This window comes from Burkholderia semiarida (assembly GCF_029268935.1).
GTDB classification, from domain to species: Bacteria; Pseudomonadota; Gammaproteobacteria; order Burkholderiales; family Burkholderiaceae; genus Burkholderia; species Burkholderia semiarida.
On sequence record NZ_JAHLCL010000008.1, the window covers coordinates 2,024,416 to 2,045,398 of the forward strand.

Sequence of the window (20,983 nt, forward strand, 5' to 3'; positions counted from 1 at the left end):
CTACAGCGTGCTTTCATTCGAACCGGCGCTCGAACATCGGTGGCAATTGGCCGATATACTATGCGCCTCCCATTTCCCCGCACTCCACCATGCGACGACGGTTTTTCTGGCTGATCGTGCTCTCGCTCGGCATTGCGCAACAGGCCGCGGCGCAGCAGGCGCCCGCAGTGCCTGCGTCCGCGCCCGACGCGCTGGCATCGGCGCCGACCGTCGCCTCCGCGCCGCTCGCGAACGTCAACGATCAGCCTAACGAAGCAAACCGCCGCATCACCACCTACCTGACGAAGAAATTCGGCGTCGCAAGAGAAAAGGCCGCGAAGCTCGCGGATATCGTGAGCGTGACTGCGACGAAATATTCGCTGCCGCCGGCACTCGTTTACGCGATTATTTCGATCGAATCGCGCTTCCAGGAAAAGGCGCGCGGCCAGCATGGCGCGACCGGATTGATGCAGGTCGTGCCGTCCGCGCACCGCGGCATGCTGCGCGACGTGAAGGATCTCACCGAGCCGAATGCGAACGTCGAGGTCGGCTCGCGGATCCTGTCGGGCTACGTGAAAGCGGCCGGCGGCAACGTGCTGGCCGGGCTGAAGAGCTACAGCGGCGGATCCAGTGCATATGCGGCGAAGGTGATGCAGCGGGTCGATTCGTTCCGGTTCGTGCTCGAACCCGATGACGACGCGAAAAGTCCCAATACCGTGAACGACGGGAAGGCGCACATGGTGCCGGTCAGCGATCCGTCCGGCCCTGCGCCCGCCGCGAACCGCAACGCGAAGTAAGCAATGGGCACCCGCGTTCACACTGCTCCGGCCCGACGCCGCGCGGCCCGGCTGCTCGCCATCGTCGCGCTGTCGGCCAGCCCTGTATCGGCTTTCGCTGTCGTCGACTGCGAACAGGCGGGGCCGACGATGGAAGCCGTGAGGCGCTGCGTGCTCGATCAGCAGCAGAAGCAAGTCGACAGCGCGTACCGGTCGCTTGCTCGCAAGCTCCGCCAACGCAACCCCGACGCTGCCGCCCAGCTGGCGAAATCGCAAACGAGTTGGGCCGACTTTGCCGGCGATACTTGTGACTACGTGAAGACCGCCAATCTGCAGCAGACGATTCCGAGTGACGCCTGGCTGAATTGTTGGGTGGGTTTCAGTCAGGCACGCGTGCGCATCCTGAAGAAGTGGGAAGCCCAATTGACGCAGCCGAACTGAACTGCCGCCCGCCCCGTGTCACCCGTCATTCCTGCACGCAACGCGCGCGCCAGCGATCGGTGCCGATGCAGCATCGGCTCTCACGCACCTGAAAGCAATACGGCGGATAGCGTTAGTCAGGCCGGTTTTTGCGACGCGCGCGCAAACGGGGCGTGCCGATGGTTGATGAAGCACACGCTCAGAGTAGCGTAACGTCGACCTTGGGCACCATGGGCGCAATACGCATGACGCGTTCCGCCTGCACTCGCACGTACTCGGCGATACGACGCACCCACGCACGCTCGTCACCCATATAGACGCCCGACTCCGCCAGCCCGGGGGCCAGTTCCGCCGCCAGCGTCGCCATCCGCGTCATTTCACGCGCAACGAGTGCCGGCCGGATCTGCACGCGATGCGCGAAGTCCGCGAGCGCGAAAGCGGTCAGTTCCTCGGTGCGGAATACATCTCCGTACGCCATCGCCATGTCCTGCACATAAGCGTCGCCGTACACGTTCACGCATACCAGATCGTAAAACGGCGCCGGCTCGAGCCCGCTGCTGCTGACAAAAAACGAAATGTTCTTGCCATGCGCGTCGCTGTTGCCGATCAGCAGTTGCAGCAACGCCCAGCGCAGCATGACCGTGCGCGCGGCGACCGGTGTCTCCAGAGACGATGTCAGCGAAAACAGCTTCTCGAAGCTCACGCCTTCGCGAATATTGCGCACGTCCGCGTTGTTGCCGAGATTGCGTTCGTATTTGAGCGTCGCCGGCAAGTCGAGGGCCTGGCATCCATCAATGACATGAAGCCGCTGCACAGCGCTCGCGCGCTGCGGGTCGTCCGGATCGGTCGTCACGAGCCGGTCGAATCGCTCGATCAGCAGAATGGGCTCGGGGATGCGTCGAATCTCGACATGCGCGACCGGCAACCCCATGCGGGCCGCCAACGTCATGCAGAAATGCTCGTTGGCGACCATGAACGGCGCGTTCGCGCTGCGCGACTCGGGCTTCAGAATATGCGAGCTGCTCAGCGCCCCGTCCACTAGGGCCAACTGCTCGCCTTCGACCAGCACCTGCAGCTTGTCCTGATGGCCGGCGATCGACAGGCGCACCCGATCGTCCCAGACGGGAAACGGAATCGCATCGCGCTTGTGAATACGGTCGGCCAGTTCTTCCGCGGAGATCGGTCGGCGCACGGGTTCGAGAGGTTCGGACGCCCGCCCGGCCTCATCGTCGTCCGGAATGAAGCTCAACGCACCAACGGGCTCCTTGCCAAGCATCCGGATCAGACCGAAGACGTTGTCCTTCGATATCTGATACATCGATGCGGCCACGTCGAGTGCGCGGCCCTCGGGAAGCAGATTGCCCACGAAGCGCTGGATCGCGCCCGCCGGCGGCTTGCCGCCATCGAGCGGAATGCACGGCGACAACGCAAACGCGTCTGCCCGCGCGAGCCACGCCGGATCGTAGGAAAAACCGTAGTCGTCGCGGCGGGCATCATAGGTCAGTTGTCCGACCGGCGAGCCGTCAGCCGAAATCCGCAGGCGATGGATCATCACCCCCCCTCGGACGAACGGGACGTGCCAGGCGAAGCGGCACGTATCGTCGCATGATCGCGCACTGCCTTGCGCGCCACCTGGACGTCGCGTTTCGGCACGACGAGCAAATTCAGGCCAAAGCCGTCCAACACCTTGAACAACTTGTCGAGACTCACCGCGCGCCCGTTTTCGAGGCGTGACAGGACGTCCTTGGAGACGCCAAGCATGTCGGCTGCATCGTCGATCCGCATCTGGTTCTGCGCGCGCCGGTTGCGCACGAGCGCCCCCAAGGCGGTGAGATCCAGTGCGAGCGGGTCAGGTATCGCGACGGGTTGCGGTAAGGTGCGGGCCATAATTCCGGAATTTCAGGAACAAAGCGCCATCGAAGTCGATCGACAGCATAGTTACGAGAATATCGGAATTATAGTGAATCGTCCGCCAGATCGCCAATTGTTCCTATATTTCAGGAACAAAAACACCAAAGGCGGGCGGCGGGCCGTTGTTCTCATATTTCAGGAACTATAAACGAGTGCGGCGGCGCATTCGCGCCTCCGCCCCATGGAGTCACCGGATCACCTCCCTCGTGCCTTGATCCAGCCCCCTTCGATCAAAGCTGCCCCGCCGCTCCCGTCCACCGCAGGTAATCGCCGCGCGTCCAGTCCAGCGACACGCCGACGCGTTTCGTCCCCGGCCGGATCTTCGGCTTGTACACCGACAGCGTCAGCGATTCCAGCGCCGGCCATTCGCGAAACGACAGCACCGCGATATCCGCAACGAGCGTCTCCAGCAGCCGCGTATGCGGCTTGTGCGACAGGAACGACGCGACGCGCGCGCAGTAGCCGTCGTAGTCAATCCACTCGCCCTGCTCGCTCGGCTCGCAGCGATACCCGAGCCGCGCATCGATCACGATCGGCTGCGGCGCCTCGTGCTCGTGCGCATGGATGCCGATCCGCGCGGGCACCTTCAGTTCGTCGACGAACACGCTCCAGCCGCGCCCGCGCAGGCGCGGCGCGTCGATCGCCACGAACGGTTCGTCGAACGGCTTCATGATGCGAGCGGCGCCGCGGCGTCGAGCATGATACGCACGAAATAGTCAGCGAAGCTGCGACGCAGGACGATCTCGAACGAGTCGTCGCCGGTCGGGATCAGCGTGATCGGCGACTTGAAGTAGTGCGACTGCGCGCACTGACCCGGCTTGAACACGCGCGGATGCACGTCGAGCGGGCAGCCGCGCGCGATCACGTCGCGCACGCGTTCGCCGCTGATCTCGACCACCGTGTAGCCGCTGCCGACGTCGACGGCCGCCGCGTACAAGCCCTGCACGGCTTCCGCCAGCGTGGCCTCGAGCACGCCGGCCTGAACCGGCCCGTTCGACCGCACGAGCCATTCGTCGGGCCCGAGCCAGAGCACGTCGTACTCGGCGCCGCGCGCGACCGTGTTCGGCGTCGCGGGCGGCCGGCAGCCGACCACGCGCTCGAACGCGGCGACGAATGCCGGGTCGCTCAACTCGCCGCGCACGTTGACGAGATCGAGGAACGGCCGCTCGCGCAGCGTGAACTTCTTCGATGCGCGCGCCTGGTGCGCCTTCAGCACGTCGGCCGCGCCGACGAACGGCGATTCAAGCGTCACGCCGGCCGCGCCCGCCACCGGCGCCTGGTTTCTCGTTTCATTCCACATGCTGACGCACCCCTTCGGTATCGTAGAAAACCGGGCTCGAGATCTTCGCGGTGACGCGGCGGCCGTTGGCCAGCGGGATCACGACGCTCTCGCCCATCTTGTTCAGGCCGCCCTTCACCACCGCGAGCGCGATCGAGCGCTTCAGGATCGGGCTGTAGTAGCTCGACGTCACGTGCCCGATCATCGGCGTCGGATCGGTTGCCGACACCTGCGTGTCCTTCGCGATGATCTGCGCGCCTTCCGGCAGCACGAACTGTTCGTCTTCGGTCAGCAGGCCGACGAACTGCTTGCGGCCTTCCTTCGCGGTATCCGAGCGCGTCAGCGAGCGCTTGCCGAGGAAGTCCTTCGACTTCGCGACGAGCCCGCCCATCCCGAGGTCGTACGGCGTGATCGAGCCGTCGGTGTCCTGCCCGACGATGATGTAACCCTTCTCGGCGCGCAGCACGTGCATCGTCTCGGTGCCGTACGGCGTGATGTCGAACTCGGCACCGGCCGCCATCAGCGCTTCCCACACCGCGCGGCCCGCATTCGCCGGCACGTTCACTTCGTAGGCCAGCTCGCCCGAGAAGCTGATTCGCATCACGCGCGCCTTCGCGCCGGCAACCGTGCCGTTGCGGTAGCTCATGAACGGGAACGCTTCATTGCCGAAGTCGATGTCCTGGCACACCTTCTGCACGACCTTGCGGCTCTTCGGGCCGACCACCGCGAACGTCGCCCAGTGATCGGTGACGGACGCGAGCCGCACCTTCATGTCGGGCCATTCGGTCTGCAGCCAGCGCTCGAGCCACGTCAGCACGCGCGCGGCGCCGCCGGTGGTGGTCGTCATCATGAAATGCTGGTCGGCGAGGCGCACGGTCACGCCGTCGTCGAACACCATCCCGTTTTCGTCGAGCATCAGCCCGTAGCGGCACTTGCCGATTTCGAGCTTGTTCCACGGGTTCGTGTACATCCAGTTCAGCAGCTTCACCGCGTCCGGGCCCTGGATGTCGATCTTGCCGAGCGTCGACGCATCGAGAATGCCGACGCCGTTGCGCACCGCGAGGCATTCGCGCTTCACGGCCGCATGGAGATCCTCGCCGTTCCTCGGGAAATACCACGGCCGCTTCCAGTTCCCGACGTCCTCGAACATCGCGCCGTGCTCGACGTGCCATTCATGCACGGCCGTCTTGCGGATCGGGTCGAGGAAATCGCCCGTCTCGCGGCCCGCGAACGTGCCGAACGACACGGGCGTGTAGTTCGGGCGGAACGTCGTCGTGCCCGTTTCCGGAATCGTCTTGCCGAGCGCGCCCGCGAGGATCGCCATCCCGTTGATGTTGCCGAGCTTGCCCTGGTCGGTGCCGAAACCCATCGCCGTGTAGCGCTTCACATGCTCGACCGACTCGAAGCCTTCGCGCGCGGCGAGCAGGATGTCGGCCGCCGCGACGTCGTTCTGGAAATCGACGAACTGCTTCGGCCCACGCGCGGCCGCCTCGCGGCTGCCGACGAGCCACAACGGCTGCAGCGCGCCTTCGACGGTTTCGGCGACCTGCGGTGCGGCCGGACGCTGCGCGGCCGCGAAGCCCGCGGCCTTCGCCGCTTCGACGCCCGCATCGACCGCGAGCCGCAGCGCACGGGCGAGCCCGAATTCGCCGGCCGCTGCGCCGATGCTGGTTTCCGCCTGCACCGGCTTGCCCGGCAGGAAACACGCCTTCTCGTCGTTCCAGCACGCCTTGCCGCCCGATTGCGCGAACAGGTGCAGCACCGGGCTGAAGCCGCCCGACATCGCGACGAGGTCGCACGGCAGCGTCTGCATCTTGCCGCCCGTCTGGCCGTTCGAGTAGGACGCGACGTCGACCGACGATACGCGCCACTTGCCCGATGCGGCCGTGACGACCGCGCCGCTCATCACCGTCACGCCCTGCCGCTTCGCGGCGGCCGGCAGCGCGCCGTTCGACGACGCGCGCGAATCGACGACCGTCACCTTCGCGCCGCACGCCTTCAGGTCGAGCGCGGTCTGGTAGGCACGGTCGTTGTTCGTGAACACCACCACGTTGCGGCCCGGCAGCACGCCGAAGCGGTGCACGTAGGTGGAGACCGCACCCGCCAGCATCACGCCCGGCAGGTCGTTGTTGCCGAACACGATCGGCCGCTCGTGCGCGCCGGTCGCGAGGATCACGCGCTTCGCGCGGACCTTCCACAGCAGTTCGCGCGTGCCCTTGCGCATCGATACCGGCAGGTGATCGGTCAGGCGCTGCGTGACCGTCACGAGGTTGTGGTCCTGGTAACCGAACGCGGTGCTGCGCGACAGGATCGTCACGTCGGGCAGCTTGCGCAGCTCGGCTTCGATCTTCTCGACCCATTGCATCGCGGGCTTCGCGTCGATCTCCGCGCGGCACGACAGCAGGCTGCCGCCGAGTTCGCGCTGGTCGTCGACGAGGATCACGCGCGCGCCGGCCGTGGCGGCCGCATGCGCGGCGGCGAGGCCCGACGGGCCACCGCCGACCACGAGCACGTCGCAGTGCGCATAGCACTTGTCGTAGCGATCGGCGTCGAGCACCTCGGGCGCCTTGCCGAGGCCGGCCGCTTCGCGGATCTTCTCTTCGTACTTCGGCCACATGTTGCGCGGCCACATGAACGTCTTGTAGTAGAACCCGGCCGGCATGAAACGCGACAGCTTCTGGTTGATCGCGTACTTGTCGTTCTCGAGCGACGGCTCCGCGTTCACGCTCGTCGCGACGAGGCCCTGATACAGCTCGATTTCGGTCGCGCGCGCGTTCGGCACCGTGTACGGGCCGGTTTCGAGCTGCACGACGGCATTCGGTTCCGCGACGTCGGCCGTCACGATCCCGCGCGGACGGTGGTACTTGAAGCTGCGCGCGACGAAGTGCACGCCGTTCGCGAGCAGCGCGGACGCGAGCGTGTCGCCCTGGAAGCCCTGGTACGTGCGGCCGTTGAACGTGAACGTCAACGGAATCGCGCGATTGATGCGGCCACCGGTGCCGAGGCGGTCTTTCTGGCTCATTTGCTCGTGCCCTCTTCGTGTGCGTTGCCGGCAGATGCTCCGCCGAACTTTTCGTAGCCCTTGATATCGTAGGTGACCGTGTCGCGCGTGACCTTGAACCAGCGGCGGCAGCCCTGCGTGTGCAGCCATTGCTCCTTGTGCAGCCCGCGCTTGTTCTCGCGCATGAACACGTATTCGCCCCATTCGCGGTCGGTCATGGTCTCGTTCGCCACCGGGCGCACGATGTCGGCTTCACCGCCGCACGTGAACTCGGATTCGGCGCGCGGCCCGCACCACGGACATTCGATCAGCAACATGTTTCCTTCTCCTTCAGTGCGGTGGTTAGTGCGCGACGGCGGCTGCGCCGTGCTCGTCGATCAGGTGGCCCGTATAGAAGCGGTCGAGCGCGAACGGCGCGTTCAGCGGATGCGGTTCGTCGCGGGCGATCGTGTGCGCGAACACCCAGCCCGAGCCCGGCGTCGCCTTGAAGCCGCCGGTGCCCCAGCCGCAGTTGAAATAGAGGCCCTTCACGTCGGTCTTGGTGATGATCGGGCACGCGTCCGGCGACACGTCGACGATGCCGCCCCACTGGCGGTTCATCCGCACGCGCGAGAACACCGGGAACATCTCGATGATCGCCTGCAGCGTGCTTTCGATGATGTGGAAGCTGCCGCGCTGGCCGAAGCCCGTGTACTGGTCGATACCCGCGCCGATCACGAGATCGCCCTTGTCGGACTGGCTGATGTATGCGTGCACCGCGTTCGACATGATCACCGAGTTGACCACCGGCTTGATCGGCTCGGACACGAGCGCCTGCAGCGGGTGGCTTTCGATCGGCAGGCGGATGCCGGCCATGTCGGCGAGCGTCGTCGTGTTGCCGGCCGCGACCACCGCGACCTTCTTCGCCTTGATGAAACCCTTCACCGTATCGACGCCGACCACCGCGCCGCCTTCGCGGCGAATGCCCGTCACCTGGCAGTTCTGGATGATGTCGACGCCCGCGCGGTCCGCGCCGCGCGCGAAGCCCCAGGCCACCGCGTCGTGGCGTGCGACGCCCGCACGGCGCTGGATCGATGCGCCGAGCACCGGGTAGCGGCTGTTCAGGTTGATCGTCGGCTCGATTTCCTTGATCTGCGCGGGCGTCAGGAATTCGGCGTCTACGCCGTTCAGCCGGTTCGCGTTCACGCGGCGCTCGGTGTCGCGCACGTCCTGCAGCGTGTGGGCCAGGTTCATCACGCCGCGCTGGCTGAACATCACGTTGTAGTTCAGATCCTGCGACAGCCCTTCCCACAGCTTCATCGCCTTCTCGTACAGCGCGGCCGACTCGTCCCACAGATAGTTCGAGCGCACGATCGTCGTGTTGCGCGCGGTGTTGCCGCCGCCGATCCAGCCCTTCTCGAGAATCGCGACGTTGGTGATGCCGTGCTCCTTCGCGAGGTAGTAGGCGGTCGCGAGGCCGTGGCCGCCGCCGCCGACGATCACGACGTCGTATTCCTTCTTCGGCTCCGGGCTCTTCCACTGCTTTTCCCAGTTCTCGTGATACGAGAGGCCGTTGCGGAACAGGCTGAATATCGAGTAGCGGCTCATGTTAGTGATCCTTCGTTAGCATTCGATGACGTTCACGGCAAGACCGCCGCGCGACGTTTCCTTGTATTTCGTCTTCATGTCGGCACCCGTCTCGCGCATCGTCTTGATGACCGAATCGAGCGACACGTAGTGCTGGCCGTTACCCTTGAGCGCCATGCGCGACGCGTTCAGCGCCTTGATCGCGCCCATCGCGTTGCGCTCGATGCACGGGATCTGCACGAGCCCGCCCACGGGGTCGCAGGTCATCCCGAGGTTGTGCTCCATGCCGATCTCTGCCGCGTTCTCGACCTGGTCCGGCGTGCCGCCCATCACGGCGGCGAGCGCGGCCGCGGCCATCGAGCACGCGACGCCCACTTCGCCCTGGCAGCCGACTTCCGCGCCGGAGATCGACGCGGTTTCCTTGTAGATGATCCCGATCGCCGCGGCCGTCAGCAGGAATTCGACGATGCCGGCTTCGTTCGAGCCCGGCACGAACTTCACGTAGTAGTGCAGCACCGCGGGGATCACGCCGGCCGCGCCGTTGGTCGGCGCGGTGACGACCCGGCCGCCGGCCGCGTTCTCTTCGTTGACGGCCATCGCATACAGGTTGACCCAGTCGAGCATCGACAGCGGGTCGCGCAGCGACTCTTCCGAACGCGCGCGCAGGCGGCCGTACAGTTCGGCCGCGCGGCGCTTCACGCGCATCGGGCCCGGCAGGTCGCCCTCGACCTTGCAGCCGCGTTCGACACAAGCGGCCATCGTGCGCCAGATCGCGAGCAGCCCGGCGCGCACTTCGTCGGCAGGGCGCAGCGCGCATTCGTTGCGCAGCATCAGCTCGGCGATCGACAGCCCGTGTTCGCGGCACTGGCGCATCAGGTCGTCACCGGTGCGGAACGGATACGGCACTTCGACGGCCGCGCGCACGCCGTTCACGCGGTCGCCGTCGCGGTTCACGACGAAGCCGCCGCCGACCGAGTAATACTCCTTCTCGACGAGCAGTTGGCCGTGCTCGTCGAATGCCTGGAAGCGCATCCCGTTCGGATGCACGATGCTCGTGCCGCTCATCAGCTTGCGATAGAAGCCGATGTGTTCCTTCTCGTCGAAGCGCACCGTCTGCTTGCCGAGCAGCGACAGCGACTTCTCCGCGCGGATCGCGGCGAGCCGCGGCTCGATCAGGTCCGGATCGATCGTGTCGGGCAGGTGGCCCTCGAGGCCGAGCAGCACGGCCTTGTCGGTGCCGTGGCCCTTGCCGGTCGCGCCGAGCGAGCCGTACAGCTCGACCCGCACGCGGCGCACGAAGCCGAGCAGGTTCGCGTCCTCGACGTGCGACGCGAAGCGGCACGCGGCGATCATCGGGCCGACCGTATGCGAACTGGACGGGCCGATGCCGATCTTGAACAAGTCGAACGCGCTGACGTTCATCTGGCTTCCTTTGGGTTGCATGCGTGAAATGTCGTTGGGCCCCAGTACATCAAAGCGTAAAATCGGCCGATAGAACAAAAACGGCATCGGCGTGGGATAGCGCCGCCAAGCGCCGCGCCGGCCGCCCGGAAAGTGCGTTTTGGCGATGGTTCGCGACGGAAAACCACAAGTCCGGCCGCGGCCGATCGGCGACGCTGGCTGCATCCGCGCCGCCTCCGGCAGCCGCAACCCGCAAACAGACTGAAACGAGTGAGACCGCCTGCCAGGCGTGACGAGATTGGCCGCGATGACCCCCGACGTACCCGCTTCCCCCCTCGCAGAACCCGCGCCGCGGCGCATCCGCTTCGGCATCGTGCTGCTGCCGAACTTCACGCTGACGGCCTTCTCCGGCTTCGTCGACATGCTGCGGCTGTCGGCCGACGACGGCGACTACAGCAAGCCCGTGCGCTGCGCATGGAGCGTGATCGGCGAGACGCTCGCGCCGGTGCGCGCGAGCTGCGGGATCCAGATCACGCCGTGGGAGACGTTCGACGCGGCCGAGCCGTTCGACTACGTGGTGGTGGTCGGCGGGCTGCTGCATTCGGGGCCGCAGGCCGGCCCTGAAACGCTCGACTTCATCCGCCGCGCGGCGACGGGCGGCGCGACGGTCGTCGGCATCTGCACGGGCGTGTTCGCGCTGATGCGCGCCGGCGTGCTCGACGGCTACCGCACCTGCGTGAGCTGGTTCCATTACTGGGATTTCATCGAACGCTTCCCGTCCGCCGATCCCGACCTGCTGATCGCCGACCGCCTGTTCGTGATCGACCGGCGCCGGATCACGTGCTCGGGCGGCCGCGCATCGATCGACGTCGCCGCCGCGATCCTGCTGCGCCATTTCGATCACGCGACCGTGCAGAAGGCGCTGCGCATCCTGCTCGTCGGCGAGATGCAGAAAGGCAATGCGCCGCAACCGCATCCGCCGGGCCTCGAGCCGGCGACACACCCGAAGGTCAAGCGCGCGATTCTTCTGATGGAACAGCACGTCGGGCGCGCGCTGCCGCTCGAGGAACTCGCGTGCAAGCTCGACCTGTCGACGCGGCAGCTCGAGCGGCTGTTCAAGGCCGAGACCGGCAAGAGCCCGCAGGCCTTCGCGAAGCAGGTACGGCTGCGCACGGCCGCGTGGCTGCTGACGAGCTCGGACCGCACCGTCGCCGATATCGCATCGAGCTGCGGATTCGCCGATGCGTCGCACCTCGGGCGCGAATTCCGCAAGCAGTTCGGCGTGCCGCCGGCGACCTATCGCGAGCGCGGCGGCGACGTGGCCGAAGTGGCCGCGATGCCCGATGCGTCGGCCGACCCGGTCGAGGACATCGCCGACTGACCGCTCCAAGGGTGCGCGCCCTTTCCTGACCGATTGCGGAACCGCGCACGTTCGCATCGGTTTAGGTGCGTTTGGAACCGGTTCCAACCAATTTAGCCGACGTTACTCGCTGCAAAGCGCGGGTTATCCCGGATGCTGATGTTCGCTCAAATTTGTATGATGACCACATCACCTTACAAACCAGAGCATCATGTTCGAGAAAATTCCGGCCCGCGCGATGAGCGACCATGTCGCGCAGCAACTGCTCAAGCAGATCGAAGTGGGCAGCTTCTCGGCCACCGGCAAGCTGCCGACCGAGGCCGTGCTCGCGCAGGAATTCGGCGTGAGCCGCACCGTGATCCGCGAGGCGATCTCGCGGCTGAAGAACGAAGGCGTGGTCGAGCCGCGCCAGGGCAGCGGCGTGTTCGTGAACCAGCACGGCGCGATCCGGCCGCTGCGGATCGACTACGCGGAAGCCGTCGAGGCAAGCTCGCTGCCGCACCTGCTCGCGGTGCGCCGCGCGATCGAGGCCGAAGTCGCCGCCGAAGCCGCGCTGCACCACACCGACGACGACATGGCCGACATCGACGACGCGCTGCGCAAGATCGACGAAGCGGTGGCCGAAGGGCGCGACGGCGTCGCGGAAGACGTCGCGTTCCACCGCACGATCGCGGCCGTCACCGGCAATCCGTATTTCCTGAAGACGCTGCAGTTCCTGAACCAGTATCTCGAAGCCGGCGTGAAGGTCACGCGCAGCAACGAAGCGACGCGCGAGGATTTCTCGCGCCAGGTGCGCGACGAACACGCGGCGATCGCCGACGCGATCCGCGCGCGCGACCCGATGGCCGCCCGTAACGCGGCGCGCACGCACATGTACAACGCGGCCCGCCGTCTCGCGGAAGCCGGCATCTGCTGAAGCCGGCGGCCGCGGCCTTTCGGGGCGGCGGCGCCGTCATGAACCTCTTCCGAATCGATCAAGGTTGACCATGTCACGAAATGTTGGAGTCATCGGCCTCGGCGCGATGGGCCTCGGCGTCGCCCGCTCGCTGTTGCGCGCCGGCCTGCGCGTGCACGCATGCGACGTGCGCGACACCGTGCTGCAGGCGTTCGCCGCCGAAGGCGGCATCGCGTGCGCGACGCCGGCCGAACTGGGTGCGCGGTGCGACGTCGTCGTCACGCTCGTCGTCAATGCCGCGCAAACGGAAACGGTGCTGTTCGGCGAACACGGCGCGGTCGCGGCGATGAAGCCGGGCGGCGTCGTGATCGCGAGCGCGACCGTCGCGCCCGAATTCGCGGTCGCGCTCGGCGCACGCATCGAGGCCGCCGGCCTGCAGATGCTCGACGCGCCGGTGTCCGGCGGCGCCGCGCGCGCGGCCTCAGGCGAAATGACGATGATGACGTCGGGCCCGGCCGCCGCGTATGCGGGCTGCGAGGACGTGCTCGCCGCGATCGCCGGCAAGGTGTACCGCCTCGGCGATGCGCACGGCATCGGCTCGAAAGTGAAGATCATCAACCAGTTGCTGGCCGGCGTGCATATCGCGGCCGCCGCCGAGGCGATGGCGCTGGGCCTGCGCGAAGGCGTCGATGCCGACGCGCTGTACGACGTGATCACGCACAGCGCCGGCAATTCGTGGATGTTCGAGAACCGGGTGCCGCACATCCTGAACGGCGACTACACGCCGCTGTCGGCCGTCGACATCTTCGTGAAGGATCTCGGCCTCGTGCTCGACACCGCGCGCCGCAGCAAATTCCCGCTGCCGCTGTCGGCCACCGCGCACCAGATGTTCATGAGCGCATCGAGCGCCGGCCACGGCGGCGAGGACGATTCCGCCGTGATCAAGACTTTCCCCGGCATCACGCTACCGCCCGCCCGCTGATTCGAACGACGTGCCTGCCATGACCGCTTCCGCTTCCCGTCCCCTGCTCGGCTGCATCGCCGACGATTTCACCGGCGCGACCGATCTCGCGAACATGCTCGTCAAGAGCGGCATGCGCACCGTGCAGACGATCGGCGTGCCCGCCGACGGCGCCGCCGCCGACACGATCGTCGACGCCGACGCGATCGTCGTCGCGCTGAAGTCGCGCACGATCCCCGCCGCCGACGCCGTCGCGCAATCGCTCGCCGCGTACGAATGGTTGCGCGCGCAAGGGTGCCGCCAGTTCTTCTTCAAGTACTGCTCGACGTTCGATTCGACCGACGCGGGCAACATCGGGCCGGTGGCCGACGCGCTGCTCGATGCGGCCGGCGGCGACTTCACGATCGCGTGCCCGGCGTTCCCGGAGAACGGCCGCACGATCTATCGCGGCCACCTGTTCGTCGGCGACGTGCTGCTGAACGAATCGGGGATGGAAAATCATCCGCTCACGCCGATGACGGACGCGAACCTCGTGCGTGTGCTGCAACGGCAGACGCAGTCCGCGGTCGGCCTGATCCGCTACGACACGATCGCGCTCGGCGCGGCCGCCGTGCGCGCGCGGATCGACCAGTTGCGCGCGGAAGGCGCGCGTTTCGCGATCGCCGACGCGCTGTCGGACCACGATCTCTACGTGCTCGGCGAAGCGTGCGCCGGCCTGCCGCTCGTCACCGGCGGCTCGGGCATCGCGCTCGGCCTGCCGGCGAATTTCCGCCGCGCGGAGCAATTGCCCGAGCGCGACAACGCGGCGTCGCTGCCGCGCATCGAAGGCCCGTCGGCCGTACTCGCCGGCAGCGCATCGAAGGCCACCAACGCGCAGGTCGCCGCATGGCGCGCGACGCGGCCGAGCTTCCGCATCGATCCGCTCGCGGCATCGCGCGGCGAGCCCGTCGTCGACCAGGCGCTCGCCTTTGCGCGCTCGCACCTGCCGCAGCCCGTGCTGATCTACGCGACCGCGGCGCCCGACGAAGTGAAGGCCGTGCAGCAAACGCTCGGCGTCGAAGCTGCCGGCCATCTCGTCGAAAGCACGCTCGCGGCGATCGCGCGCGGGCTGCGCGAACTCGGCGTGCGCAAGTTCGTCGTCGCCGGCGGCGAGACGTCCGGCGCGGTCGTGCAGGCGCTCGACGTGAAGTCGCTGCAGATCGGCGCGCAGATCGATCCGGGCGTGCCGGCCACCGCCACCATCGATGCGCAGCCGCTCGGCCTCGCGCTGAAATCCGGCAATTTCGGCACCACGGACTTTTTCGACAAGGCGCTGCGCGCGCTCGACGGAGCCGCATGATGAGCGACGAAGCAAAACTGCGCGAAGAGATCTGCGTGATCGGCGCGAGCCTGTATGCGCGCGGCCATGCGGTCGGCAGCGCCGGCAACATCAGCGCGCGTCTGGATGACGGCTGGCTGATCACGCCGACCGACGCGTGCCTCGGGCGGCTCGATCCGAACGACATCGCGAAGGTCGGGACCGACGGTCAGCCCGTATCGGGCGGCAAGCCGTCGAAGACGCTCGCGCTGCATCGCGGCATCTACGCGCGCAATGCCGAAGCGAACGGCGTCGTCCACACGCATTCGACGCATCTGGTCGCGTTGACGCTCGCGGGCGTGTGGCGCGACACCGACGTGCTGCCGCCGATCACGCCGTACTACGTGATGAAGGTCGGCCACATTCCGCTGATCCGTTACCGTCGCCCGGGCAACCCGGCAGTCGCGGCCGAAGTCGCGGCGCTGGCCGACCAGGTGCGCGGCGTGCTGCTCGACCGCCTCGGCCCCGTGATGTGGGGGTCATCGGTGTCGCACGCGTCGTATGCGCTCGAGGAGCTGGAGGAAACGGCGCGGCTGTGGCTGATGACGCAGCCGAAACCCGAGCCGCTGTCCGACGCCGCGCTCGACGAACTGCGCGAGACCTTCGGCGCGCGCTGGTAACGCGCCGCCGCACGGATCACGCACTGCTTCCCATGCCCGCCGTGTGCGCGGGCCCTTCCGTCAGCACACACACGATCCGGCGGCGTACGCGCCGCCGGCACACAATAGTCCAGGAGACGACGATGACTGCTCTCGACGCGGCCGCAAGCCGCTCGCCCGCCGCGGTCGCCCAATCGGGCGAACTCGACCGCACCTACAAGAAAGTGTTCTGGCGCATCGTGCCGTTCCTGATGCTCTGCTACGTGGTCGCGTATCTCGACCGCGTGAACGTCGGCTTCGCCAAGCTGCAGATGTCGCAGGATCTCGCGTTCAGCGAAACCGTGTTCGGGCTCGGCGCGGGGATTTTCTTTCTTGGCTACTTTCTATTCGAACTGCCAAGCAACCTGCTGATGCACCGCATCGGCGCGCGCATCTGGATCGCGCGGATCATGATCACGTGGGGCCTGCTGTCCGCGCTGTTCGCGTTCGTGAAGACGCCGACGCAGTTCTACGTGCTGCGTTTCCTGCTCGGCCTCGCGGAAGCCGGCTTCTATCCGGGCGTGATCCTGTATCTCACCTACTGGTTCCCGTCGCATCGCCGCGCGAAGATCATCGCGGTGTTCATGTCCGCGATTCCCGTGTCGGGCATCTTCGGCAACCCGCTGTCGGGCTGGATCATGGAGCGCTTCCACGGCGGCTCGGGTTTCCACGGCTGGCAATGGATGTTCATGATCGAAGCCGTGCCGGCCGTGCTCGTCGGCATCGCGACGATCCTGTATCTCGACAACAGCATCCGCGGCGCGAAGTGGCTCGACGAGCGCGAGAAGCAATTGCTCGAAGACGAAATCGCCGCGCAGCCGCAGGAACAGCAGCAGCACGGCCATTCGCTGAAGGCCGTGTTCTCGGACCCGCGCATGTGGTGGATGTCGCTGATCTACTTCGCGTTCGTCACCGGCCAGTACGGGCTCACGTTCTGGATGCCGACGCTCGTGAAATCGACCGGCATCACCGATACGCTGCAGATCGGCCTGCTGTCGGCCATTCCATTCGTCGTCGCGATCGTCGTGATGAACGTCTTCGGCCACAGCGCGGACAAGCGCCGCGAACGCCGCTGGCACCTGATCGTGCCGGCGCTGATGGGCGCGATCGGGTTTGCGGTCGCCGCGTCGTACTCGCACAATACGGCGGTGTCGATCGTGTTCCTGTCGCTCGCGGCGGGCGGCGTGCTGACCTGCGCGCCGCTGTTCTGGTCGCTGCCGACCGCATTCCTCGCGGGCTCCGCGGCCGCGGCCGGGATCGCGATCATCAACTCGGTCGGCAACCTCGCCGGTTTCGCGAGCCCGTACGTGATCGGCTACCTGAAGGACGTCACGCACAGCACCGCCTCCGGCATGTACGTGCTCGCGGCGATGCTCGTGATCGGCGCGATCGCCGTGTGGCTCACGCCCGCCAAACTCGTGAACCGCTGATCCGGCCGCCGTCATTCGACGCGGGGCGCGCGGCGCCCCGCCCCATTCATATACGGGACCCGCTGCCATGCCACGCTTCGCCGCCAACCTCTCGATGATGTACACCGAGCATGCGTTCCTCGAACGCTTCGCCGCTGCCGCCCACGACGGCTTCAAGGCCGTCGAGTACCTGTTTCCGTACGACTTCGCGGCCGACGACATCCGCGCGCGCCTCGACGCGCACGGCCTCGAACAGGCGCTGTTCAACGCGCCGCCGGGCGACTGGGCCGCGGGCGAACGCGGCATTGCTTCGCTGCCGGGCCGCGAGGACGAATTCCGACGCGGCATCGACCAGGCGCTCGACTATGCGCGCGTGATCGGCAACAAGAAGCTGCACGTGATGGCCGGCATGGTGCCGCAGGGCGCCGACCGCGCGCGCCATCGCGACACCTATCTGGCGAACCTGCGCCATGCGGCGCAGGCCGCCGCCGCGCACGGCATCACGATCCTGATCGAGCCGATCAACCAGCGCGACATGCCGGGCTATTTCCTGAGCCGCCAGGACGACGCGCAGGCGATCCGCACGGAAGTCGGCGCGCCGAACCTGAAGGTGCAGTTCGACTGCTACCACTGCCAGATCGTCGAAGGCGATCTCGCGATGAAGCTCAAGCGCGATTTCGCGGGCATCGGCCATATCCAGATCGCGGGCGTGCCGGAACGCCACGAGCCGGATGTCGGCGAACTCAACTACCCGTATCTGTTCGCGCTGATCGACGCGCTCGGCTACGACGGCTGGATCGGCTGCGAGTATCGGCCGAAGGCCGGCACGTCCGAAGGTCTCGGCTGGATCAAGCCGTACCTGTGATTCCCGTATTCCACATAGGGCAACGAACATGAAAGTACTGATCACCGGCGGCGCCGGCTTTCTCGGCCAGCGTCTCGCGCGCAAGCTGCTCGAGCGCGGCGAACTCACGGGCCCCGACGGCCGTATCGAGAAGATCGACGAACTGGTGCTGCTCGACGTCGTCAAGGGCAGCGATTTCGGCGACGCGCGCGTGACGTCGATCGTCGGCGACATCGCCGATCGCGCGGTGCTCGACAGCGCGATCGACACGCAGACGGGCGCGATCTTCCACCTCGCGGCGATCGTCAGCGGGCAGGCCGAAGCCGACTTCGATCTCGGCATGCGGATCAATCTCGACGCGTCGCGCACGCTGCTCGAAGTGTGCCGCGCACGCGGCCACCGGCCGCGCGTCGTGTTCACGAGCTCCGTCGCGGTATACGGCGGCGCGCTGCCCGACGTCGTGCAGGACGACACCGCGCTGAATCCGCAATCGTCGTACGGCGCCGAGAAGGCGATCGCCGAACTGCTGCTGTGCGACTACGCGCGGCGCGGCTTCGTCGACGGCCGCGTGCTGCGGCTGCCGACGATCAGCGTGCGGCCCGGCCGCCCGAACGCGGCCGCGTCGTCGTTCGCGAGCGGCATCATCCGCGAGCCGCTGAACGGCGAGGAAAGCGTGTGCCCGGTGCCCGGCTCGACGCGGCTGTGGCTGCTGTCGCCGCGCGGCGCGATCGACGCGCTCGTCGCCGGATGCGAAATCGACGGAGCGAAGCTCGGCAGCAAGCGCGTGATCAACCTGCCGGGGCTGTCGGTGTCGGTCGACGAGATGATCGCGGCGCTGCGCGAAGTCGCGGGCGACGAGGTCGTGAAGCTGATCCGCCACGTGCCCGACGAACGCGTCGAGAAGATCGTCGGCAGTTGGCCGGGCCGCTGGGATACGTCGCGCGCGGAAGCGCTCGGGCTGAAGGGCGACACGTCGTTCGCGGACGTGATCCGCAGCCATATCGCGGACGAACGGCGCTGATTTGCGGCGCGCCGGGCCGCATCGACGCGGCCCGGGCGTTTTTTCGACGCGCGACGACGCCGCACCACCGCTCCCCACGATTCGTCTCCGCGCGACACGCTACGCGCGTGCCTCGCTCTGTCGCAATGCCGACGGTCTCGCGCAATACGGGTACATGTCGGCACCTAGTTGGCGACCTGCGCCGGCATGCCGGGTCCGGCCTCCGGTGCGGCGGACGCCGCCATCCGCGCCCGGTCCTGCTCGGCGAGCTTCGCTTGAGCGGCCTGGATATCGGCCGGATACGCGCCGTCGTCACCCTTCGCCGGGTCGTACCCGGCCGCTTCGACACGCATCAGTTCGTCCCGAACCTGCGCACGCGTCAGCGGCACGGCCGCTTGCGCGAATGCCGACTGACCGGCGATCGTACCGACCGTCATCAGTACTGCGATATAGTTTTTCATCGTGAATTCCTTCAATGTAACGTAGCGATCAACCACGGGACAGACGCGGCCTGCGAATGCAGGCGGGCGGATCAACTTCCGAAATAGATCGTGCAGAAGCTCGCGGGGCCGACGCATGCGGCGGCGCCTCGACGCGGCGACGTCGCCGCCGGCTTGCCCGCTTCGGACGACGTGGCCGGATCGCCGCCGACGGCCGTGCTGGCCTGACGCTCCGGCATCCGTTCGGCCTGCTGCTGGAACAGCGGGCTCACGTCCGGATACGACGTATCGGTCACGAAGCGCAGTCCGTTGTTTTCGGCATCGATCAGTTCCTGCCGGACCTGCTCGCGCGTGAGCGCCTGTGCCGACGCTTGCGTCGCGACACCTGCGAGAGAAATCGCCGCCACCGTGGCGGCCACCAGCCAGTGCGTGTTCATGTTCCACTCCTTCATCAGTCAATGAGACGACGTGCTACACGCGTATGACGACGGAGGAACGCGGTTTATTCCCGGCCTTTCCATTCGCGCCTGCCGGACCTTCATCGAACTGTCATTCATTCGTCAGCCGGCGTAACCTGACGTAACGCAATGCCCACCGTGCTTCGGGCAGACTGATCACCTCTTCATCCGGGCCACCCGTCGATCGACCATGTCCGCCGCTTACGACCATGCAGCCGCCCTGCTGCGCACGCTGTACGACCGCCATATCGACAGCGGCGCGGTGCTCGACGCGGCCGCATTCCCGGATGCCGAGCGTTTCGTGCGCGCATGGCCCGCGATCCGCGCGGAGGCGCTCGACGTCGCACGCGACATGCCGCGCATCCCGCGCTTTCACGAAATCATGCGCGAGCAGTACGACATCTCGGCCAACGATGCGCGCGACTGGCGGATGTTCATCATGCAGGCGTACGGCCAGCCGTTTGCGCGCAACCTGTCGCGCTGCCCGACCGTCGCGTCGCTCGTCGCGGCGTCACCGGACGTGCTGTCCGCGTCGCTGTCGTTCCTCGCGCCCGGCAAGCACATCCCGCCGCATCGCGGGCCGTTTCGCGGCATCCTGCGCGGTTATCTCGTGCTGTCGATGCCGCGGCGCGCGGACGGCACGCCGGCCGCCGTGCTGAAGGTCGACGGCCACGAATACCGGCTCGACGAAGGCCGCTTCCTGCTGTGGGACGACACGTTCACGCACGAGGTGTGGAACGACAGCGACGCCGTGCGGATCGTGCTGCTGCTCGATATCCGCCGGCGCGGGATGCCGCGCTGGCTCACGTGGCTGTCGAATGCGGTGATCGGCGTCGTGCGGCTCGGGATCCGGATCAGGGGGCGGTCGATTCCGGTTTAGCCGCCGCCACCCCGCGCGCGCCGCGCACGGCGGCTCCGTTCCACCTTTCGGCGCCCGCCGGATCGCCTACACTACAAGCCGTCCCTTCGTGCGGCTCCTGCCAGCTACCGCCATGGCGCACCTCTTTTTCGCCGCGTCGATCCAGCGGCATGTCGAAACGCCCGAGCGCGACATCGACGCGCATACGGTCGGCGAAGCATTCGACACCATTTTCAGCGAGCAGCCGCGGCTGCGCGGCTACATCGTCGACGACCAGGGCGCGCTGCGAAAGCACCTGTCGGTATTCATCGACGGCCAGCCGATCCGCGACCGGCAGCATCTGTCCGATGCGCTCGGCGACGCCAGCCGCGTGTATGTCGTGCAGGCGCTGACGGGCGGATAAAGGGACCGATGCACGGGCGCATTCCC

22 protein-coding genes are annotated in these 20,983 nt (G+C 67.0%); 12 read left to right on the forward strand and 10 right to left on the reverse strand.

What is annotated here, in order from left to right; translation table 11 throughout:
* Positions 1-89 precede the first annotated feature (89 nt).
* Both KPB06_RS32155 and KPB06_RS32160 read left to right on the forward strand, forming a co-directional pair.
* The gene (locus KPB06_RS32155) at positions 90-776 is read left to right on the forward strand and encodes a lytic transglycosylase domain-containing protein (protein ID WP_059575378.1); all 687 of its coding nucleotides are present in this window, start codon (positions 90-92) and stop codon (positions 774-776) included.
* A gap of 3 nt (positions 777-779) precedes the next feature.
* On the forward strand, positions 780-1,196 hold the full coding sequence (locus KPB06_RS32160; protein ID WP_104012529.1) for a lysozyme inhibitor LprI family protein: 417 nt from the start codon (positions 780-782) through the stop codon (positions 1,194-1,196).
* Between the two features lie 178 nt (positions 1,197-1,374).
* On the opposite strand, the gene KPB06_RS32165 is transcribed toward KPB06_RS32160, so the two are convergent.
* The 8 genes from KPB06_RS32165 to KPB06_RS32200 form a co-directional block, all read right to left on the reverse strand.
* Positions 1,375-2,727, reverse strand: coding sequence for a HipA domain-containing protein (locus KPB06_RS32165; RefSeq protein ID WP_059575382.1), 1,353 nt, complete (start codon positions 2,725-2,727; stop codon positions 1,375-1,377).
* Positions 2,727-3,062 carry a helix-turn-helix domain-containing protein gene (locus KPB06_RS32170; protein ID WP_059575384.1) on the reverse strand — a complete coding sequence of 112 codons (336 nt, stop codon included), beginning with the start codon at positions 3,060-3,062 and terminating at the stop codon, positions 2,727-2,729. Before KPB06_RS32170 ends, KPB06_RS32165 begins: the two co-directional genes overlap by 1 nt.
* Positions 3,063-3,316: 254 nt before the next feature.
* A complete protein-coding gene (locus KPB06_RS32175; RefSeq protein WP_034186032.1) occupies positions 3,317-3,757 on the reverse strand; it encodes a dihydroneopterin aldolase in 441 nt (146 codons plus the stop codon).
* Positions 3,754-4,386 carry a sarcosine oxidase subunit gamma gene (locus KPB06_RS32180; RefSeq protein WP_060314087.1) on the reverse strand — a complete coding sequence of 211 codons (633 nt, stop codon included), beginning with the start codon at positions 4,384-4,386 and terminating at the stop codon, positions 3,754-3,756. The genes KPB06_RS32175 and KPB06_RS32180 overlap by 4 nt, the downstream gene beginning before the upstream one ends.
* Complete coding sequence (locus tag KPB06_RS32185) at positions 4,376-7,387, reverse strand: sarcosine oxidase subunit alpha family protein (protein WP_104012528.1); 3,012 nt, start codon at positions 7,385-7,387, stop codon at positions 4,376-4,378. Before KPB06_RS32185 ends, KPB06_RS32180 begins: the two co-directional genes overlap by 11 nt.
* Positions 7,384-7,683, reverse strand: a complete 300-nt coding sequence (locus KPB06_RS32190) for a sarcosine oxidase subunit delta (protein WP_011547035.1) — start codon at positions 7,681-7,683, stop codon at positions 7,384-7,386. The genes KPB06_RS32185 and KPB06_RS32190 overlap by 4 nt, the downstream gene beginning before the upstream one ends.
* 25 nt (positions 7,684-7,708) lie before the next feature.
* A complete protein-coding gene (locus KPB06_RS32195; RefSeq protein WP_034204196.1) occupies positions 7,709-8,953 on the reverse strand; it encodes a sarcosine oxidase subunit beta family protein in 1,245 nt (414 codons plus the stop codon).
* A 15-nt stretch (positions 8,954-8,968) separates the two neighbouring features.
* Entirely contained in the window at positions 8,969-10,354 is a 1,386-nt protein-coding gene (locus tag KPB06_RS32200; protein ID WP_059575392.1) for an L-serine ammonia-lyase, read from the reverse strand.
* A 286-nt stretch (positions 10,355-10,640) separates the two neighbouring features.
* On the opposite strand from KPB06_RS32200, the gene KPB06_RS32205 reads away from it, so the two are divergent.
* From KPB06_RS32205 to denD, 8 genes are all read left to right on the forward strand, one after another.
* Positions 10,641-11,714 carry a GlxA family transcriptional regulator gene (locus KPB06_RS32205; protein ID WP_059643859.1) on the forward strand — a complete coding sequence of 358 codons (1,074 nt, stop codon included), beginning with the start codon at positions 10,641-10,643 and terminating at the stop codon, positions 11,712-11,714.
* Between the two features lie 190 nt (positions 11,715-11,904).
* Complete coding sequence (locus tag KPB06_RS32210; protein ID WP_059575396.1) at positions 11,905-12,609, forward strand: FadR/GntR family transcriptional regulator; 705 nt, start codon at positions 11,905-11,907, stop codon at positions 12,607-12,609.
* Positions 12,610-12,679: 70 nt separating this feature from the next.
* Positions 12,680-13,570, forward strand: coding sequence for an L-threonate dehydrogenase (gene ltnD / locus KPB06_RS32215; protein ID WP_059575397.1), 891 nt, complete (start codon positions 12,680-12,682; stop codon positions 13,568-13,570).
* 19 nt (positions 13,571-13,589) lie between these two features.
* The gene (gene otnK, locus KPB06_RS32220) at positions 13,590-14,888 is read left to right on the forward strand and encodes a 3-oxo-tetronate kinase (protein WP_104012527.1); all 1,299 of its coding nucleotides are present in this window, start codon (positions 13,590-13,592) and stop codon (positions 14,886-14,888) included.
* Complete coding sequence (otnC, locus tag KPB06_RS32225) at positions 14,885-15,526, forward strand: 3-oxo-tetronate 4-phosphate decarboxylase (RefSeq protein WP_420831953.1); 642 nt, start codon at positions 14,885-14,887, stop codon at positions 15,524-15,526. Before otnK ends, otnC begins: the two co-directional genes overlap by 4 nt.
* Positions 15,527-15,648: 122 nt before the next feature.
* A complete protein-coding gene (locus tag KPB06_RS32230; protein ID WP_275905219.1) occupies positions 15,649-16,974 on the forward strand; it encodes an MFS transporter in 1,326 nt (441 codons plus the stop codon).
* Between the two features lie 67 nt (positions 16,975-17,041).
* Positions 17,042-17,818 carry a 2-oxo-tetronate isomerase gene (gene otnI / locus KPB06_RS32235; protein ID WP_275905220.1) on the forward strand — a complete coding sequence of 259 codons (777 nt, stop codon included), beginning with the start codon at positions 17,042-17,044 and terminating at the stop codon, positions 17,816-17,818.
* A 28-nt stretch (positions 17,819-17,846) separates the two neighbouring features.
* Positions 17,847-18,818 (forward strand): D-erythronate dehydrogenase, encoded by a 972-nt coding sequence (gene denD, locus KPB06_RS32240; RefSeq protein WP_275905221.1) that lies wholly within the window; start codon positions 17,847-17,849, stop codon positions 18,816-18,818.
* A 164-nt stretch (positions 18,819-18,982) separates the two neighbouring features.
* On the opposite strand, the gene KPB06_RS32245 is transcribed toward denD, so the two are convergent.
* Positions 18,983-19,258 (reverse strand): DUF4148 domain-containing protein, encoded by a 276-nt coding sequence (locus KPB06_RS32245; RefSeq protein WP_275905222.1) that lies wholly within the window; start codon positions 19,256-19,258, stop codon positions 18,983-18,985.
* Positions 19,259-19,329: 71 nt separating this feature from the next.
* Positions 19,330-19,674, reverse strand: coding sequence for a DUF4148 domain-containing protein (locus KPB06_RS32250; protein WP_275905223.1), 345 nt, complete (start codon positions 19,672-19,674; stop codon positions 19,330-19,332).
* A 211-nt stretch (positions 19,675-19,885) separates the two neighbouring features.
* Between KPB06_RS32250 and KPB06_RS32255 the strand changes: the two genes are divergently transcribed.
* Entirely contained in the window at positions 19,886-20,575 is a 690-nt protein-coding gene (locus KPB06_RS32255) for an aspartyl/asparaginyl beta-hydroxylase domain-containing protein (protein ID WP_059643785.1), read from the forward strand.
* 112 nt (positions 20,576-20,687) lie between these two features.
* Entirely contained in the window at positions 20,688-20,957 is a 270-nt protein-coding gene (locus KPB06_RS32260; RefSeq protein WP_104012525.1) for a MoaD/ThiS family protein, read from the forward strand.
* Positions 20,958-20,983: the final 26 nt, after the last annotated feature.